Here is a 17,095-nt window from a genome sequence, read left to right as displayed (position 1 = left end):
CTGTGGCGATTGAACAACATAGTTTGAAGGACTGCTTCAGTCGAAGCAATCCTTTACGCTAAGCAACTAGCGAATGTATGCACGGCGCTACCCCGAGCTTATTTCAAAAGAGTGTATGCTGACTCAACAATAGCGACCTCTTCCTTAGTCATCCCATACAACCGATAAACAAGTTGATCTATCTGTTCGATATTATTTGGATCAACTTGTGACCCAGACTCCACTAAAGATACGATTGTGTCCACTTTCTCCTCAACCTGCTTCACCATTTCCGGATCAAAACATTTTGATACTGGGAGTAAGTTGAGGATAGAAGGTTTAATCTGGGCCAATGCACGACCTTCCTCCATAGATAAGAGACGGTAGAAATAAGTCATTAGTCGAGAATTCAAAAGACCAACGAGAAAACTGTTCGAATATTTGCCATTAGACGCAAATACGAAAAGCCCGTCGGTGGGATATAGTTTATTGCGGTCGATAGACGTATTGATACTATCGCCAGTGATAACACCCAAAATTTTCTCTGGCTTCTCAAATATTTTTACATCCCGTGCGCGGTGTAATGCCCATATAGGGTGGTTTCCGTTCTTCACCTCGGTACATTTTATTTTTGAGCTGAACGAAGACACATGCTTTATGATATTCGGGATCGAGCTCTCCAAAGTTGCTGCGCGCGTATAGATAATCTTTTGGGTTGTAGGTACCGCTAAGTATCGACAGATGTCCCTTCCTCCGGTAACCGTTGGCTTTATAAATTCGTTCTCTAATGAGCTAGTCTTAATAATGCTGTCATTGACTATGAAGGCTTCTTTTAGGTCTGGACTGACCCCCCGCTGTATCCCATCGCTGTCCACCAAGGCTGCTAATTTGGTACCGTCTCCTTTTGCAAGAAGGGCGTAACCATCAATATTTCTCGTCGCAAATATTTTATTTGGCAGCGTATTGAATAGCGACGTCGGGACAATATTGCCAACAACGCTCTCAAGCTGCAAACCGCTATTCTTTCTATAATTCGAAACCGTAGTATCAGGTTTGCTACGGTCAGAACTAAAAATAACGATGCAACAGGCCCGCGCGACGTCTTCGAAGATATTGTCTCCTAGATTTATAGCCCGATGAAGCTGAAGAGTATTTAAAATCTTTTCCCTGATCGCTTCGTTATCGATTTGATACAGCAAGACGTCCGGCACGATTTGGGCGACGACCCCACCATTATTTTTAATGGAAATAGATAGATTCAAGAAAAACATGAAAGTATCAACCATCCTGATAACGATGTCATCGTGAACTTTCTTGATATGTTCTAGGGCTTCTGGGCTGAGTTGTGCACCCCACGGCGGGTTTCCAATACAAACATCAAACCCGATGTAATCTCCGTCATCGTTGAGTACCTCAGGAAATTCAAAGCGCCATTCGAAAGCATTTTCAAAGATTTTGTTACTCCGGATGGTCTCAATTTCTGCTCTTATTTTTGATATCTGGGCCTCAAGCTGTTTGATCTCCTTTGAACGTGCAAGCACTTCTTTTTTCGACGGCTCGAACAGAGATCCCTGAAATACTATCATTTTTAGTTTGTCTTGGAGTCCGGCAAACTCTATTACCCTACGGTCGTTAGCACTAATTTCCGATCGAAAGTTTCTCTTAATGACTTGAATCAGCTCGTCTAGCTCACGCTTTTTAGCTTTGTCTTTCGCGTGCCGATACGCTGAGACAGCGGATCTGTAGTCCGTTAGAGTGATTTTGTTTTTCTTCAGCGCCTTTTTCAGATCCGAGTCTAATGGGAATCTGCTTATCAAAGAATTACCTTCCTTGATATTGATGTCAATGTTCGGCAGCGTTTCTAACACCCCATTCGCATTGTAGTAGGCGTTCTTCAGCAACTCAATCCAGAGACGTAAACGGCAAATTTTTACTGAATTTGGATTTAGATCTACTCCAAAAAGACAATTTTCGATAATCGTCTGCTTCTCGTGGAAAAGTGCTTCCTGTACCCGCTGGCTCTCCTTATTGTGCGGTCGGTATTGAAGGTGTTCTCCTTCGTCGTCTGTGACAACCAGCTCGTCGTTCTCGACCTCGACGGTGTACTCTTTTAGACGTTGGCCATTTCTATCGCAAAGAATGCGCAGCGAACTTTTAATGGCGAGAATCTCATTTAAAGCAGAAACAAGAAAGTGACCCGACCCAACCGCAGGGTCGCAGATAGTGAGGCTGTTTATGACACGGTTTGCTTCTGTGCGGTCGGTAATCAAGTCATAAACGTCATCAAGTGTCCGACATTTCCAATCATACTTTCGATTAAACTTTTGTATTACTGCTCGACGTATAGTTTCACGGCTCATGAACATCGTAACGAAACCAGGGGTGAAGAAGGATCCGTCTCGATAACCGTTGATCTTTTCGAATATCAAACCCAGAACTGCGGAGTTAATCAGGGGCTTGTTTTCTTCATGCAAAGGGTCGTCAACCGAACTCCCAAAGTCGTATGCGTCCAAGAATGAAAGGAGGTATTCGATGGCGTTTAGTGAGCCTGTGCGACGCGTCCCATTTGGTGTCTTAAGGACTGTAGTAGAAAGCAGGGGAATAGTCGCTGAATCGCTTAGATTGCTGATAAATATCGTCGCATGCTCAACCTCGGTTGGTTCGAAAAGGGAGCTGTTCAGATACGGAATGTTGGAAAAGGCGGCTGTAATTTGGGGTGCCCTTTCCTCTGGTTTAGTCGCCAATACCTTAAAGAATAGATTATTTAGGTCGCCGAAGTTTTTGATCTTAGTGACATGCAGAAATGAATACGATTGATCATGCTTATGGTAATTTAAAAGCTGTGCCTCTAATAATTTTAAGAAAATCACCCGATTTACCCAGGTGATAGCTAGTTCCAGTGCGATATTATAGCCGCGCTCTTCCGTGTTTTTTCCGAATTGATTTGGATTGGTAAGTCTGGATATTTTATCTAAGCTGTGAAGCTGATCTATCGCGTTCTCCAATATCGATCCGGAATCACGCGCTGGCTCTGCCTTTCGACCGATAAGCCGCTTTCCGGCTTCTTTGAATTCTGTAAGCCCGATTATGTGTAGTAGCTCAGTATAAAACGCGCGGTTTAGCGTATTATTATCGTTCGCAAATGGTAATTTAAGGAGATGCGCTGGAGATAATAATTTGAAAAGTGGTATAATTTTCCGACCGTGCGCATCATCCAACGACGCCTTGGTGCTGGATTCGTATGTATCCAGGCGAAAGTGGCAAAACGCAACGTTCCCACCAATGTTTTCTATGACCGGTCTCGCAATTTCTTTATAGAAAAATTCTGTTTTGTTGCCGCCTAATTGGCCAGATTCGAATTTCTCGAACTGACTGACCAATTTCGCATTTGTGGCAAAAAGCTTTTCAAATACATGTGCATCGAATATGAACCATTCGAATACGTTCGTAATAATTAGATGTTTGATTTCTAGATTTTTTTTCGAAATTCGCTCGCGCAAGTAGTATAAGATTATTTCTTGTAGTGCTTTGGTGTTTAAATTGTCCACGTGGACCATCTCGGCTTTATTGGATGGGCTTTTTACTTCAATGATTACGCCAACAGTGCTAGTTGAGTCCGGTCCATTATGTATAACGAGATCGTTACGGCCCTTGGTATTAATAAAGTTGCCTGGATCGTAGAACGACTTCTTCAATAGTGCTGTTATCAGATTTTTGTGAAACTCTTCCGACTCTGATGGATTTGTATTTGAGAACAGTAATGAGAGCTCCAACTGGAACTTCTGTAATTCACTGCGTTGGACTTTAGCGCGTAGATACGCTTTACTTATGCTCTTCTTTGGGGAGGATATCAATATTTCCATTGTATTAACCTAGGTTTATTGCTATAAAGAGTATTTTTGTGCATTATCATAGCATTAGGGATGTTTTGGTCGCTGGGAATTTTCAGGCATTGGAATTGAGCTGAAACACAACGAGTTTTCTTCTGATGGTTATTTGGGCTTGGAGGTACAGGCTGAGCAGCCTTCTCAGACTAAAAAGATGAGTTGGGCTTGCCTACCCCAATCAACATCGCAAAGCGCAATTATTCCCATGTGCCAGCAGCTTGCCAATCATGCAGCCGTCGCTAGCAGGTCATGCCGCTGCCAAAGTCCAGTTCTTGCGGTAAATCTTCTTAGGGATGCCGGTGTGGAGCACATACACGATACCGTTCAGGGCTGCCTGGTCATCAACTGAACGCCGACAACCACCTTTTCGCGACGGTACAAGCTCAGGGATCAACGGCTCCAGCGCCCCCACAATTCATTGCTAACTTTTGGTCTTGCGATGTCCGCTACGGTACGCAAGCCATGGTCTCCTGTCCAGTTGTGTTAGCGGCTCTTAAAGCGTATGTCTGCTAAGGGGCGGAAGCCGCAGATGGTGACATTCCGTGACTTTTCCAGCGTGGCAACCTTTGTTGTTGAAGCAAGTATGAAGTCTTGTTACACGCTCTGACTCAGTCCACATGATCCTTCCCGTTCGGTTCTTTCATCCAGTATTCGGACAGAATCCACAAGATCGTCCTCATTTTTTCCTGACATTTGAAAGGCCAGGCGGCATGAGCGGTTCGCACGGAATCGACTTGTATTTCTTGTCAGCAAATAGGGTCACGCCGTCCACTTTACACCGGTAAACCGTGTCGGGCGCCTGCACTTTTGAAATAGCGCCAGCAGCTCGCGTTCTTTCGAAATTCATGCTCTCGTCAATATAAGCACACACAGCCTTAGGTGGCTTACGCCCTTTGTAACGATGTGCCGCCTGCTCGACTCCTTCATCGATCCACGTCTGCATCAGATGACGGTAGTCGCTGGGTATCTGATGTGCGAGATTCTCCCGCCATTCGGCATAATCCCCTCGGCGGTCGATCTTCGCATGGCCCTGCGTGCAAAGCTCGTCTAGGGCCAGATGCCACGCTGAGCTTTTGGCATTAGCCCGATAACGCTCCGTGTCTTCGGTATGGCCGGGGATGGCAACAAGTGCAAAGGGAATCAGAAAGAGAAAACCTTTAATCTTCATAAGCGTGCGAACGAGCGCGGCAAGCGCGAGAGGTTAGACAACCCTGAGTAACTGGGCATACTGCGGCGCATGGCCTTTACGAGCGCGTTAAGCGGTCAAGTCGCGAGTATAGCGCGTGAGACGCCATCGATTCTCACTGATCCTCACGCGCTGCCGTTGGTTATGGGTGACACAGCCTAAGCTGAAGCCTGTACAATTTAGAGGGAGAACTGTGGTCGTGAATCTGTATAAACAAGAAGTCACACCGAAATTCTCAAAGTGATTCTTACAAGGGAACGACTGCTTTTGGCCGAAACCAGACAGTCATTCGAAATTACCTGTCGGGGAATTGAAAAGTTACAGGCTTCTTTATGAGAATGTCGTTAGCTGTAGGTGCATCAGTTATGTTCAACCTACCAATTTCCTGCTCGATTTGTCCTTCGAGATGCTTGACTCGACGCTCAATGTGGGGTCGAATCTCCGAAAGATTTACTTCATATCCGCCTGCGGACAAGCAAATTCGACTTGTAGGCCAGTTAAATGTAGCAGCTAATGGTGCAGCTCCTATTTCAGGAACTGCCCGAAGGGTCCCTGGACGCAGCATGCACAAGTACGCATCAAATGGCGCATCTCTAATTCCAGTTACCCATGTCAACACCCCCAAAGCGGCCCCGTCACCCTTTGCTACAATAAATTCCGCTCGCTGAGCAATGTGGTCGGCTACGTTCCTAAGCATGCGGACAGGCTCACAGACCTCTGCAAGAGTCATTACTCCCGGCGTCGGTGGTCCAAACGAAATTCCAGGAAATTTCTGGTACAGCATGCGAAATCGATCAACCGAGTCAACTATCGCCCATGCGTCTAAAAACGCCGTAGTTGACATCAAACGTAGGTCATCTGGCGTAGTAGGATTTGTAGCAAGCCCGGTGAGTGTTGAACTCAACCGCTCATAAGCGAGCTCCACAATTTCTATAGCGTGCCGAATGCCATCGATAAACATTGCGGTTTTAGGCTCAATAACTACCGGGATACGCCTAAGAATTGAATTTTCAGATAGCATAATAATTGTCTCTATTCATAGGTCCGGTTTTGGCCGAACGTGGCCTTTAATCTCAACATCAAAGTGATCACCACGCCTCATTGAGAGAGACGTCTGGCCCCGTTACTTCCCTTGTCTACGATCCAAAATTGCCTGACGAATTTCATGGTCAGAACTGCCCTGATGGCGGTCGCCGATGTAGTCCAACTCGCGTGTTGTCAGGTCAGGGATTCCAAGAGCTTGTTGCCACTGCTGACCTGCTCTTCTTTCTTCCGAATCCTTCAAATCGTCAACTTTCTTTACTGGCATTTCTCTCTCCTAGAAATTACATTTTGTTGTGTGTAAAACCATCCGCAATGCCTTCAGCTTATGGTGCCAGCACGACAACAAGATGGCACAGGCTAAAGGCAAAGCAGCTCTACTTTTCCATCTTGCCCTTCTCGCGCTCGACTGCTTCTGATATTGCCTTAGCAGCTCGACCTGAAAATATCTCGTTGCCAGCAAAAATAACGCTATTGATAGCTGCAATACCTGCAACTTTCGCAGCAGCGGCTGTAGTAGCAGCGAAACCATCGGCACGCTTAACCGCTTCAACACTATCATCTATATCCAAGAAGTCCATAAATATCCTCATAGTATGGATTAGCAAATTTCTGTAAACGGCCGATGATAGGCCAGTTTCCGTGTGCTCTTTCAAAGAACTGCCAACAATTGTGTAATGCTGGGCATAAAACTAAGACAGCCATTCGCTTAACTGCAGTGACCGTGGACTGCAAAAGCGTTCGCCAGCACATGCATCATATCAATTAAAGGATAATCGCTAACGTCCGCTTCTGGCCGAACCCGACCGTTCATTCTACGGCAGCTATCGACCCAAAGCGGACGTAGCTGAAGCAAACCAGTCGTGCTTGGACAAGCCTTCCGCCTTATATCCTTTTGAAAATGACCAGGTTAAGGCTAACGTGCCCTCCGTCCTCAACGTTATCTCGGAGATCGATACGCACGGGAGCATCGACAGGGAGAGGCATACCTTCGAGGCGCACGCCGAGGGTGACACCCTGGTCGAACCATCTGTTTGAATGATAGACATTTGTGACAGTAAGCTTTGACCCTTGTCGCACCGGAATGTTGAAGCCAACTTCCGACCCGGTGTAGCCGAACACGGGCATCAACTTGACATAGTCGATCTGTTTATATGGATTGCGACCTATCCCGTATGCCTCTAGTTTGCCTACGACCTCATACCTGGCTCCGACGATCTCCTTGTACTCACCCCGCGCACTGACGTCCTCCAAGGTTTCGGAACAGGCGGACAGGGTAATCAAGGCACAAAACACCGAGAAAGCATAACGTCCTTTCATCCTATCACCCATCCTTCGAGACCCGGCAAATTCAAGCAGGTAGGTTGCGGCGACCAGTTTCGACCCAAAACGGACGACAAATTCGCTTTGTTTCGACGCTTTTCTGCACACAGCATCGCTTTACTTAGCGGGATGCTTGGGGTTGGTCCTTTAACTCGAAATAGGTTTGTCCAATCGCCCATCCACCGCGAATTCCTACTGCGAAGGCGCAAACCCCTGCGCCAACAAGGACAAGGGTGATCAGTACCGATTTCTTCATGTGCTTTAGTCCTTATCTTTGGTTTTACTACAGCCGGAACAGCCACCTGCATTGCCAGCCGCCTGGCGAGCCAATCTCTTGGTTGGAAGGTCCGCTCTTGGCCGAACTTAGACAATCGTCTAAGTGGGGCGATGACAGCAGTGACACAACGTGCTCAAGTTGCGGCTCCTACTCTCGTTCACGTTGACATTTATGCAGCTGCCTTTGGCGCGGTGCCACTGAGTTCACTCACATGGCAACCACGTGTTTTCGCCACCGCTTTCAGCACACTCAGGATCTGATCAAACTGGACAGGCTTAAGCAAAAACCTGTCGAAGCCTGCGGCCCACGCATCTTGCGTTATGCCTTGATAATAATGACCGGTTAGCGCGACAAGCAATGTGTCCCTCGCACAAGGCAGTGTGCGAATTTGCTTGCCGAAATCGAGACCTGTCCCATCCGACAGCCATATATCGGTGAAGATTACGTCAGGTGGAGTGGCTTCTATTAGGGCGACCGCTTCGCTGCCATTTTTAGCCGTTTCAACTCGGCACCCAGTCAACTCGAGCAAGGTCTTCAGTAAAAACCGCAAGTCGTCGTCAGGATCGATAAGCATCAGACGAAGAGTGTTTTTTGAGGACATAGTGTTCGGACTCCCAAAGTTTGAATGCTTGCTTTGGATGAAGCGGCAGTCTCACGCTGTCGTACTTCACATACGGACACTATTGCATACTGGACAATTTTTGGTCACTATCCATTCTGATAGATTGTGCTTCGCAAGTTTCGAATATGGAGCAACCGAACTCCCGACTAGAGGAAGTTACGACGTCGATGGGCCAACACAGCCTGCTCCCCGTTTCAAGCGACACGACGCCTGTCCAGAGACCGATCCAGAGGTCTCGATCTGTGCGTTCATGAGTGGCGTCTGCTCTTGGCCGAACTCGGCCGTTCGACTCAGCATAGCACCTGACCAAGACCGAAAGATCACAGACGGTCACAAAAGGCCGGAACCGAACCAAAGCAGACGTCACAAAATCATTATCTAATTAGCATGCGCTAACGCCCTTACGGAAAGTACAACCGAGGGCTCCTCTAACCCAATTCGAGTGTCGGTCCAATACACGACCTATTTTGGTAGACGCGCATGATGTGCGGGCAAAGTCGTGAGGCGTGTCGCGTACGCCAGCTGCGGCCCCAAAGCAAGCCCTCGTTGTCAAGAAATCTACTATTTGAGGCTAAGTCTAAATTTTTAGTCGAAAGCAGCATACGTTACCTTGCCACCGTTGATGGACAAGTGACCGAGCGTATGCAGTGCATCAATAACTGCCGAAACCTCCGCGTCAGTAAGCTGTTTTTGAAAATGAGCAGCAACTGAGCTTTTTAAAGTCTTTTCTGTTCGCGGTTTTGTTGAATTCGGTTGCTGGAGCTTGCCAAAAAACATACGTGCTCGCTCATCAGGTGTTTTAATATGTATCGCTTTCACTGCTGGAATTTCATCGAGCGATGTCCAGCGACCGCAGAAAATCTTCTGATCCTTAAGATGTTGGATAAGCGGATCGAAGCCGCTATCCCTCGAAATGATGTGAAAGAAGGCGTCGGGATCGCTGGAAGAAAGGCGCCCAATGTAGTAGGCAATGTGAAAGTCTAGAGCGTTTGGCCCAACCCCCGAAATCTTGACATACTCCGCACGCCCCCCATACGCTGCATAGCCGTGACCAGCTCAAAAGGAAGCTTGTTCTGTGTAGCACCAACGAATAACTTGAGCTTGAAGTGGTCACCAACAAGGAGACTAAGGGAGGCGGGTTGCACGCTCTCGAAATCGATGAGGACTATGTTTGTACGCAACTGGTGTCTTCCTCGCATTCTCTATCTTTACTTAATTGACGGAGACAGCTCAGCGTCTTTGCCGTTATAGGCCTGCCCAAGCTCGGTCCAGTTCGGGCCAAACTTGGCCGTTCAGCTCAGCATAGCAGGTCATCAGGCATCAAAAATCACAAACTGTCACGCAGGACCGGTTTAACCCAAACAAAGTGCCCTACTGAGGCAAGCTATTCTTTTCAGTTGCAAAACGACGACAACGGCACTTTACTAATGGAATTTATATTTCCAAGAAGATACTATGTAGTCGTAGCACTTACAACAACTATAGGGATGGAAATGAAAAATATCGTTTTGGCTGGACTCGTTCTTGCGACTTTGACTGGCTGTGCAACAAGACCCGAGAGTATCCCCGCATCTTATGTCTCCCATGAGAAGTACAGCGGTATCGACTGCGTGCAACTTTCTACACATTTAGGCGATGCACGTGCTCAACTTCTAAAAGTCTCCGCAATGCAAGACTCGAAAGCTAATATGGATGCCGCCACGGTATTTTTAGCGCTTGTCCCAGCTAGCAAGCTGACTGGCGACCACGCTGCAGACGTTGCAAAGTTCAAAGGAGAAGTTGAGGCAATTGAAACCGCTCAGATCAAACAGGGCTGTAAGTCCGCAAAGGTAGTTTAAGTTACCAGTTAAAGCGGTCGGCGGCGGTGGAGTCAAATACAGTTGGCCATGCCATCGCCGCCCGCGACCCATCAAATAAACGCTTCAGGCGTATCTGCGACTTCGTGCACAGGCAGGTCGTGGAAGGTCCGCTTCTGGCCGATAGCGGACGGTCGGCACGGCTCAGTGCACCCGCCTGTTTCCCTTGGAGCAACTACAGGGTTTTGTTAGGCATTCTTAGGCTTCCGGTTCGGATCGCTTTCTCCTGGCCGTGCAGCGAACCAGTATGTTCCTCTTACATTCTTCTTGAGAACTGCCGGGAGCTTACTACGACGGATCAAGTAAGATCCAGGAGGCTCTTTCTTCATCTTCTCCCAACGCTCTGGCGTGACTTCGAAAGCTTTGACAATCTCACCCGTTGAGGCTCGTATAGCAGTCAAACTCCTGAAAAAGTCACAGCAGCAAAGGTACTCTAGGCGTTGCCATAGTGCAAAACTATAATAGACTATAGAAGACTATAATCGACTGTAATGCACTACCCGGCCAGCTTTGGGTCGGGTCCCTTCCCTGCAAAATAGCGCATCAATTGCCGGATAACAACTGCCTGCGACTCACCTGTTGCAGCAGCAGCAGCCTCAAACGCTTCGCGCAGGTTCTCATCTACGCGGATCGTCATCACAGCCTTACTTACTTTCTTAGCTGGTTTGCCAGTGGTGTACAGGCACAGAAACCCGCTCCGTGTCTTGATAATGCGTTCCAATGAGGCGTGCCGGTACACTGAGACGAGCTCAGGTTCATGGCCGTCGACAACTTCAGTCACGATCATCTCGAATGCCTCTGCCTGAGCTCGCATGCTGTCAAACGATACCTCAGCGTGCATCATGCGCCCTTCCAGGCGATTGCAAAACGACAGAAGAACACCGGGCGACGGGTTGACGCGATAGTTCATGCGCTTTGTAAGAACACCAGCTTCCACTAAGCGACGAACTTCAAACTCGGCAGGCGTTGGCATCGAGCTCATGAAACCCCTTTTAGTGTGTGACGCGTATGTAGACTTTCTTGTATGTCTCGTGCATGCGAATCGGGTACTCGGCACGATCGAAGAGGTTAAGATATCCAACGGCGAGCAGCTTAGCAAGCTCGACGTCACCGTAATACCGATCGAGCAAAGGCTGCATCCCTTTCTCACTGCTAACATGAACGATGGTCAGTAAGTACGTACTATCCAAGCAACGGAATACCTTTGCGTGAATGTACTGACCTTTGAAATCCAATTCAGGTGTGTGGAAGACCTCCACCGGCTCATCATCACAGTGATCGTGCATCTGTCGTGACTCAGCATCGACAGGATAATTCTTTTCGTTTGCTAAGAGCACTTCCCCTTCATCCAGTACGCGGGGCACCACGACGAAAAAACGATATGCGGACTCAGCAATTTCAAAAGCTTCCGTGACATACGAAAAGCTCTTCTTCCAGGACTCGTCTTTGTACACAACTTCAAGATCAAAGACTGCATCAGCAGTAATCTTATAGCTGAATTCGCTGTCTTTGACTTTGCACTCATACTTCTCGAATGACCCGTCGAGAACAGCGTCTATCAAGGCTAAACGCTCAGCATTGTAACGAGCCGTCTCGTCGTACGAGTAAATAGTCCGGGGTGGGAAATCGTCAGAGAGCTCATCAAGGAAGTGTTCGCGTGACATAGAAAGCTTCTCCAGAAGTAACAATATATCTATGATACCGCTCCAGCGCGCCACCAAAAAGTGAATTTGCAAGAATTTAGATTTAACGTACGTTTCGCACCCATCCTCGAAACCCGTGTTTGAGAGCACGTGCATCGTAAAGCGCGTGATGCTCTGCTTGCTTGTGCTTGACGTGCCACTCATACATCTTAAGTTTGTTGACGTGACTGGCACCGAGACATCGTAAAACTGTTGACGGAGGCATTTTTGTTTCAAAAATCTGCTCCAGCATCCTGCGATCGTATTCAGAATCAAAACATATAAGGATTGGCCCCGAGCTGCGAACTTGCTCAATCCACGATAGTAGCGCTAACCGAAGCTCCTCCAGGCTGTGCTTCCTCTCTTGTGTCAGCAATGGAAGAACTGTCTTACGAACGAATTCGCTGCACTCTTCTATCGAATACTCGACTTCTGCATAGAACTCCTCCCCGCCTAGGCCCGCAATTCCAACGCTAATCAACTTTGGATCGTTGAAATCCGTGAATTCGGTATCCAAGAATAAAAGTTGTTGCTCCATAACAACATTTCACCTATGCATGTTTGACTGCTTGGATGGGTACTACGCTACCCTTTTTCGACAAAATGTCCCTCTTAGTACACATCATTATCTCTCCTATCCGAGATGTAGGCACTCAGATTCTTAACTTTCTGAAAGATCGGTTGTGCATAAGCCGCTCTTCGTAAAGAATAATGAAAAAGGAGAAAGCATGAGCGAAACTAATCCGCACCATCGACTCGACGCAATAAAATACCGACTCTCATCTGAAGTTCTTTCCAGGTTCCCGCTCAGCGTTATTCGTGAACATGCACGCGCTAATTTGCTGCGCTGGAAAGCCCAGGACAGCTGGGGGCCGACGTATGAGGAATGGCTAGCAATTCTAGATTCTAACGACGATAAATTGCTGCGGGAGTGCATGGAAAGCTTGGACGCGAATAGTAATAGGCTACGCCAATCAATCCCGTATGTTGGCATGCTCCCACAAGACGTCGTTTTAAGTATTTATGCAGAATTCCCGCGTTAATGCGGAAATATTGGGCTATTTGTCGTTTTCCGAAAAATCGACAATAAATAAGTATTAATTTTGCTTTGTGAAACCCCACAAATAAAACAAAGGACTTATCATGAACAATTTAATTAAATCGCACATCCGTCAAACAACCTACAAATGCTCAGCTGAACGCGAGATCCGTCAATTTAAAAATGCTGAGCGTCGTTCCACTGCAATCATCATCGCTGGCGCACTCACTGTTGTCGGCCTGCTTGTCGCCAGCGCAGCTTAAGCCGTGTCGGGTCCGGTTGTATCCGTCGCCGTTGGTACTTTCGCTAACGGAAAGGTTTCGCTTCTGCTTGATACTGGAAACGGTTGTGCCCAAGATAATAATTCAATCCCTATTAAGACAAAAACGCACCGAAGTGCGCTTCACTTAATTACCAGTTACATATTGAGTTTTTTTATTAGCAACGCTCCTCTCCATTCTTATATTTCTTTGGAACAGGCTCGAGCATAACGAATAATTTCTTCTCCGCTTTAATCTCTGACTTTAGGGACTGTCCGCTATCTATTCCACTCCCCTTCCCTCCTGCTTCAGTCTTTTTGAATATATGCGACATTCCGAAATAACTAAACGTTTCGAGTTTCCCAACCGCTTCTTTAAGCCAGCTGTATGCCGATTGGAATTTGTTTTTCCAATGTTCGATTTCTAATTTCGCAACTTCGAGCGCATGTTCAATTAAACGCAAGTCCTCTTTGAGCTTGACATTTTCCTTGAAGACTCGCACGGCTACCCTCTCATCACCCTTTATTAACGCCTGAATCGTCCGCTCTTTTTCTTCCGCAGCCAGCTTCGCTATCTTCATAATGCGCTGGCCTTCGACTTTCGCACGCTCCTGCGCGTCCTCGATCATTTGTCTGCTGATTGCCTCTGCTTCGCGCTCAGCTTCTTTCTTTCTCCTAGCAATTTCTTCGTTTGCCAGTCTGCGCGCTTCCATCGCCGCACGTACTTCCTCGAACGCTTTTTCCTTGAGTTTCTCTGCTTCAATACGCTCAGCTTCAGCGTTCCTAATATCTCTCTGACGAACGGCCTCAGCGTGACTGAGTTTCTTCATTTGTGGTCCGAGGCGGGCTAAGTTGAAGTGGCGCGCTACATCATGCTGGAATTTGTCTTGATATTCCTTCATTGCATCAACAAACGCTTTTCCAGTTTTTGCGCCTTTAGACGTCCCTGATTTTTCGATCGAACCGCGTCGAGCAGCACGGCTTTCGGCATATCCTTCATGCACAGCCCCGAATGGCTCAGAGAACGGTCGCCCATCCTTAAATCCATGACTCGCCACAAGATATGCATGGATATGAGGATTTTCCTCATCCAGATGTTCTATAATTAATCTCAGTCTTTCGCCATACTTTTCTTTCATCCATTTAACTGAAGCATCTCGAAAAGCAGGCCAATCCTCGATCATCTCTTTCGGCAATGAAATTACGACTCCTGCCATAACGGGGCTGTTCCGCTGGTGAGCACGGCCAGTCACAGTCTTGCGGGAGTCGGCCCACTCTTCAGCCAGTTCGGCGACTTTAAGTGGGTTCTGCCGTACTTCGTCGCTGCACGCATATAAGATCCCTGGAGGTAGCGTCTTCTTCACGTGCGGAATATGCCCGTCAAGACGCATTGCTTCCGAAAGCAAATCTAACGCAGACCAAGCGATCGGTTTGATCTCCCTGCCGCGTACTATTAGTGTTTCTTTTTTATCGAGCTGTATTCGCGCAGCCCAGATCTTGTTGATATATTGCGCTCTTGTCGCTTCTTGTGCGATTTTTGTCATGACATGCCTCCGATTTGATAATAATTATTTCTATGCATCAAACAAAATAATACTAGCATGTCAAAATCGCTATTTTTCCCGAATTTCCGTATTTTGGGCAGATACTATTATCAGACTAGACACTTACCTGCGGAAAGTGTCGTCTGCCCTTACGGGACCTACGGACCATCTCCTCGATACGGCGGTCTTATAGCATTGGTCTCTAGATGAGATTACGTATCAACTGTCAAACCTTGGACTATAGAAGTGCGATGCGTTGAAGGCAGGAATGCACCGCGCACTCACAAATAGTTCGTAAGCGCGGCTATTGAAGGTGTTTGATTAATCCAAAGCACGAACCGCAGCGTTATATCTATCACGGGAACCTAAAACCGATTTCTTCGAAAAGAAAATCTGTTGAATAAATACCCCAATTGTTAGCCAAGCCGATATTTGAGCCGGCGTGTCGAAAGCAATTGGACTATGGCGCTTGCCGAATAACTGGACTAAAAACGCTCCTGCCACGAAAAAGCACAGCCAAATGATTACTCCCATTAAGGCGTATACAAGAATATTCTGACCGATTTGCGTTAATGTAATCGCACAAGCCCTTCCAGACGTAAGCTCAGGAGAATGCTCAACGTTTTCTCCGTCACGTAGAGCCACCACCATTCCAGCGACATTTTTTTGTAGACTTTAGCGAGCGAAAGACTGATCTCTTTACCTACGGAATATTGAAAATTATCATTAATAGAGTTTGCAACGTAGACATTATTTAATCGCTTATCATCGATTTTTATATATTCGTAATGCCAGTGTTCCCGTCAGCTTTCCGCGAAGATGAAATTTGCGACAGTCGTCCTTTAACTATTGCGGATTCGCTCATCGATTGCCCCTTTAAAGTTAGTCAAGCGAACTATTATCTAAATTTACCTAAATTTTGCAAATCAAAAATTTTCGCACGAGTTGTTCGGCACATGGTAGTGGCCTTCCGCTGGCGCAAGGTAGATGGTGAGATTAAGCTTGCCCATACTTTATGCGAATGGGATATCTCACAAGCTCGATCGGAAAGATAAATGTGCCGGATCCACGCGAAGCTTTTAACAAAAGAATCCTAGACACTTGGTATTAATATTGTGATAATTCAACTTTTTTTGCCGAGAGTGTCATGAAGAGTATTTTGATAGATCAGCCGAATGTTTCCTTGTTCGATAGCAGCTTCCAGAAAAAATTCTATGTGTTTGCTTTGATTACAGCGATGGCTGTAACTGGTTGCGGCGGTGGTGGTGGTGGTAGCGAATCCGCTCCTTCAACCCCGATCGGTACTGCGCCCGCCGCACCTACCCCTGTGCCGCCAGTTTCGTACGTGCAGCCAGCAGCCCTGCAAGCCGCTGTGAAGCCTGACTATCCGGCTGGCTCGGCTCTGGAAGCATCGTTCAACGAACTGAACGCCTTCCGTGCTGCACAAGGTCTGGGTCCGGTCAACCAGAACGCCAGCATCGACGTTGCTGCGCGCAATCACGCCGAGTACATCCGCATCAACAACAGCGGCGCTGATCCGCACACCCAGGTTGCAGGCAAGCCTGGCTTCACTGGCGCTACTGTTCAGGATCGCGTGATCGCTGCTGGCTACGCTGCTACCGTTTCGACCGAAGTGATTGCCTTCAGCCTGCAAGCTGGCAATCCTGACGCATCGGCCATCGACAACCTGGTCAACGGCCTGTATCACCGCAATGCCATGATGCACCAAGGCATGACCCATGTGGGCATCTCGGCTGAAGATGCAGCGTCGCCTCTGCTGGCAAACCTGGCCGCGATCAAGCCACAGGTCAACGCAGGTGATTATGTTGGCGTGTACCCGGCCAACAATCAGACTGGCGTGTACCTGACCCACAGCCTGGAAAGCCCAAATCCGTTCTATCAGGAGATGGAAATGACCGTTGCGAACATGTGCACCAAGACTAGCTCGCCTGTCACCGTGGCTTCGCAGGCATCGACCGCTCTGAGTGTCACCAGCTTCACCGTGACTGAAGAAGGTCAAGCTACCCCGCTGGATGCTCGTATCATCACCAAGGCAAGCACCCCGCAGGATGGTATCTACCTGGGCAGCAACGTTGCTCACTACGTCGCCAAGACCCCATTCAAGCCGAACACCAAATACAATGTTCGCTTCATTGGCAAGGCTACTGGCGATGCAACTGGCGCTGCAAACGGCCTGTCGATCGACAAAGCGTGGACCTTCACCACTGGCTCTTACAAGATGTTCTGCAAATAACCGATTAAAGAACTCCGCGAACCTAACGGTTCAAAGGACGGCTGTGATGCATATCTTAAAATGATATCGACACTAATGCTTCAGCTCAATAAGAGACGGAAAAAGGCTGGAAAAGTGAGAATTCTATCCGGAAGCTCTAAACTCGC

The 17,095-nt window shown here is 47.5% G+C and carries 17 protein-coding genes and 2 pseudogenes; 4 read left to right on the top strand and 15 right to left on the bottom strand.

Annotated elements, in window-relative coordinates; all coding sequences use genetic code 11:
• Positions 1-98: 98 nt before the first annotated feature.
• The 10 genes and pseudogenes from FG94_RS24515 to FG94_RS28665 all read right to left on the bottom strand — a co-directional run.
• Positions 99-3,842 (bottom strand): Eco57I restriction-modification methylase domain-containing protein, encoded by a 3,744-nt coding sequence (locus FG94_RS24515; protein WP_036217182.1) that lies wholly within the window; start codon positions 3,840-3,842, stop codon positions 99-101.
• Positions 3,843-4,108: 266 nt separating this feature from the next.
• Positions 4,109-4,307 (bottom strand): annotated as a pseudogene (locus FG94_RS26955) (transposase); the annotation flags it as partial.
• A gap of 235 nt (positions 4,308-4,542) precedes the next feature.
• Positions 4,543-5,034, bottom strand: a complete 492-nt coding sequence (locus FG94_RS27535; RefSeq protein WP_152571116.1) for a hypothetical protein — start codon at positions 5,032-5,034, stop codon at positions 4,543-4,545.
• Positions 5,035-5,347: 313 nt separating this feature from the next.
• Positions 5,348-6,073 carry a hypothetical protein gene (locus tag FG94_RS27530; protein ID WP_152571115.1) on the bottom strand — a complete coding sequence of 242 codons (726 nt, stop codon included), beginning with the start codon at positions 6,071-6,073 and terminating at the stop codon, positions 5,348-5,350.
• Positions 6,074-6,175: 102 nt separating this feature from the next.
• Complete coding sequence (locus tag FG94_RS27525; protein ID WP_152571114.1) at positions 6,176-6,361, bottom strand: hypothetical protein; 186 nt, start codon at positions 6,359-6,361, stop codon at positions 6,176-6,178.
• Positions 6,362-6,470: 109 nt separating this feature from the next.
• Positions 6,471-6,674, bottom strand: coding sequence for a hypothetical protein (locus FG94_RS27520; RefSeq protein WP_152571113.1), 204 nt, complete (start codon positions 6,672-6,674; stop codon positions 6,471-6,473).
• A 304-nt stretch (positions 6,675-6,978) separates the two neighbouring features.
• Positions 6,979-7,413 carry a hypothetical protein gene (locus FG94_RS24510; protein WP_152571112.1) on the bottom strand — a complete coding sequence of 145 codons (435 nt, stop codon included), beginning with the start codon at positions 7,411-7,413 and terminating at the stop codon, positions 6,979-6,981.
• A gap of 449 nt (positions 7,414-7,862) precedes the next feature.
• Entirely contained in the window at positions 7,863-8,294 is a 432-nt protein-coding gene (locus FG94_RS24505) for a response regulator (protein WP_081926187.1), read from the bottom strand.
• A gap of 606 nt (positions 8,295-8,900) precedes the next feature.
• Positions 8,901-9,134, bottom strand: a complete 234-nt coding sequence (locus FG94_RS28370) for a hypothetical protein (RefSeq protein WP_229446059.1) — start codon at positions 9,132-9,134, stop codon at positions 8,901-8,903.
• A 108-nt stretch (positions 9,135-9,242) separates the two neighbouring features.
• Positions 9,243-9,323: pseudogene (locus FG94_RS28665) on the bottom strand (hypothetical protein); the annotation flags it as partial.
• 485 nt (positions 9,324-9,808) lie between these two features.
• Here FG94_RS28665 and FG94_RS26950 point away from each other — a divergent pair.
• Positions 9,809-10,153 (top strand): hypothetical protein, encoded by a 345-nt coding sequence (locus FG94_RS26950; RefSeq protein ID WP_081926196.1) that lies wholly within the window; start codon positions 9,809-9,811, stop codon positions 10,151-10,153.
• 514 nt (positions 10,154-10,667) lie between these two features.
• On the opposite strand, the gene FG94_RS24495 is transcribed toward FG94_RS26950, so the two are convergent.
• From FG94_RS24495 to FG94_RS26945, 3 genes are all read right to left on the bottom strand, one after another.
• Positions 10,668-11,153 (bottom strand): ribbon-helix-helix protein, CopG family, encoded by a 486-nt coding sequence (locus tag FG94_RS24495; RefSeq protein WP_152571111.1) that lies wholly within the window; start codon positions 11,151-11,153, stop codon positions 10,668-10,670.
• 10 nt (positions 11,154-11,163) lie between these two features.
• Complete coding sequence (locus FG94_RS24490; protein WP_152571110.1) at positions 11,164-11,835, bottom strand: hypothetical protein; 672 nt, start codon at positions 11,833-11,835, stop codon at positions 11,164-11,166.
• 82 nt (positions 11,836-11,917) lie between these two features.
• Positions 11,918-12,391, bottom strand: coding sequence for a 3'-5' exoribonuclease domain-containing protein (locus tag FG94_RS26945; RefSeq protein WP_081926185.1), 474 nt, complete (start codon positions 12,389-12,391; stop codon positions 11,918-11,920).
• Between the two features lie 190 nt (positions 12,392-12,581).
• On the opposite strand from FG94_RS26945, the gene FG94_RS27515 reads away from it, so the two are divergent.
• Together FG94_RS27515 and FG94_RS27745 are read left to right on the top strand one after the other, a co-directional pair.
• Positions 12,582-12,896 carry a hypothetical protein gene (locus FG94_RS27515; RefSeq protein WP_152571109.1) on the top strand — a complete coding sequence of 105 codons (315 nt, stop codon included), beginning with the start codon at positions 12,582-12,584 and terminating at the stop codon, positions 12,894-12,896.
• A 100-nt stretch (positions 12,897-12,996) separates the two neighbouring features.
• Positions 12,997-13,155: a hypothetical protein gene (locus FG94_RS27745; RefSeq protein WP_161783998.1), complete on the top strand. Its 159-nt coding sequence runs from the start codon at positions 12,997-12,999 to the stop codon at positions 13,153-13,155.
• A 175-nt stretch (positions 13,156-13,330) separates the two neighbouring features.
• Here the strand turns inward: FG94_RS27745 and FG94_RS27510 are convergent, their stop codons facing one another.
• Positions 13,331-14,695 carry a hypothetical protein gene (locus FG94_RS27510; protein ID WP_152571108.1) on the bottom strand — a complete coding sequence of 455 codons (1,365 nt, stop codon included), beginning with the start codon at positions 14,693-14,695 and terminating at the stop codon, positions 13,331-13,333.
• A 321-nt stretch (positions 14,696-15,016) separates the two neighbouring features.
• Positions 15,017-15,340 (bottom strand): hypothetical protein, encoded by a 324-nt coding sequence (locus tag FG94_RS27505; RefSeq protein WP_152571107.1) that lies wholly within the window; start codon positions 15,338-15,340, stop codon positions 15,017-15,019.
• A gap of 502 nt (positions 15,341-15,842) precedes the next feature.
• Here FG94_RS27505 and FG94_RS24475 point away from each other — a divergent pair.
• Positions 15,843-16,949, top strand: a complete 1,107-nt coding sequence (locus FG94_RS24475; RefSeq protein ID WP_081926184.1) for a CAP domain-containing protein — start codon at positions 15,843-15,845, stop codon at positions 16,947-16,949.
• Positions 16,950-17,095 lie beyond the last annotated feature (146 nt).

This window comes from Massilia sp. LC238 (assembly GCF_000735635.1).
GTDB lineage: Bacteria > Pseudomonadota > Gammaproteobacteria > Burkholderiales > Burkholderiaceae_D > Telluria > Telluria varians.
This window is presented reverse-complemented; position numbering and strand designations above follow the sequence as displayed.

Excerpts from the sequence above, each read along its gene's own strand:
- FG94_RS24510 (WP_152571112.1), bottom strand. The coding sequence starts at position 7,413 with ATGAAAGGACGTTATGCTTTCTCGGTGTTTTGTGCCTTGATTACCCTG.
- FG94_RS24505 (WP_081926187.1), bottom strand. The coding sequence starts at position 8,294 with ATGTCCTCAAAAAACACTCTTCGTCTGATGCTTATCGATCCTGACGAC.
- FG94_RS27510 (WP_152571108.1), bottom strand. The coding sequence starts at position 14,695 with ATGACAAAAATCGCACAAGAAGCGACAAGAGCGCAATATATCAACAAG.
- FG94_RS26945 (WP_081926185.1), bottom strand. The coding sequence starts at position 12,391 with ATGGAGCAACAACTTTTATTCTTGGATACCGAATTCACGGATTTCAAC.
- FG94_RS27525 (WP_152571114.1), bottom strand. The coding sequence starts at position 6,361 with ATGCCAGTAAAGAAAGTTGACGATTTGAAGGATTCGGAAGAAAGAAGA.
- FG94_RS24475 (WP_081926184.1), top strand. The coding sequence starts at position 15,843 with ATGAAGAGTATTTTGATAGATCAGCCGAATGTTTCCTTGTTCGATAGC.
- FG94_RS27515 (WP_152571109.1), top strand. The coding sequence starts at position 12,582 with ATGAGCGAAACTAATCCGCACCATCGACTCGACGCAATAAAATACCGA.
- FG94_RS27520 (WP_152571113.1), bottom strand. The coding sequence starts at position 6,674 with ATGGACTTCTTGGATATAGATGATAGTGTTGAAGCGGTTAAGCGTGCC.
- FG94_RS27535 (WP_152571116.1), bottom strand. The coding sequence starts at position 5,034 with ATGAAGATTAAAGGTTTTCTCTTTCTGATTCCCTTTGCACTTGTTGCC.
- FG94_RS27745 (WP_161783998.1), top strand. The coding sequence starts at position 12,997 with ATGAACAATTTAATTAAATCGCACATCCGTCAAACAACCTACAAATGC.
- FG94_RS27530 (WP_152571115.1), bottom strand. The coding sequence starts at position 6,073 with ATGCTATCTGAAAATTCAATTCTTAGGCGTATCCCGGTAGTTATTGAG.
- FG94_RS24490 (WP_152571110.1), bottom strand. The coding sequence starts at position 11,835 with ATGTCACGCGAACACTTCCTTGATGAGCTCTCTGACGATTTCCCACCC.
- FG94_RS24495 (WP_152571111.1), bottom strand. The coding sequence starts at position 11,153 with ATGAGCTCGATGCCAACGCCTGCCGAGTTTGAAGTTCGTCGCTTAGTG.
- FG94_RS24515 (WP_036217182.1), bottom strand. The coding sequence starts at position 3,842 with ATGGAAATATTGATATCCTCCCCAAAGAAGAGCATAAGTAAAGCGTAT.
- FG94_RS26950 (WP_081926196.1), top strand. The coding sequence starts at position 9,809 with ATGAAAAATATCGTTTTGGCTGGACTCGTTCTTGCGACTTTGACTGGC.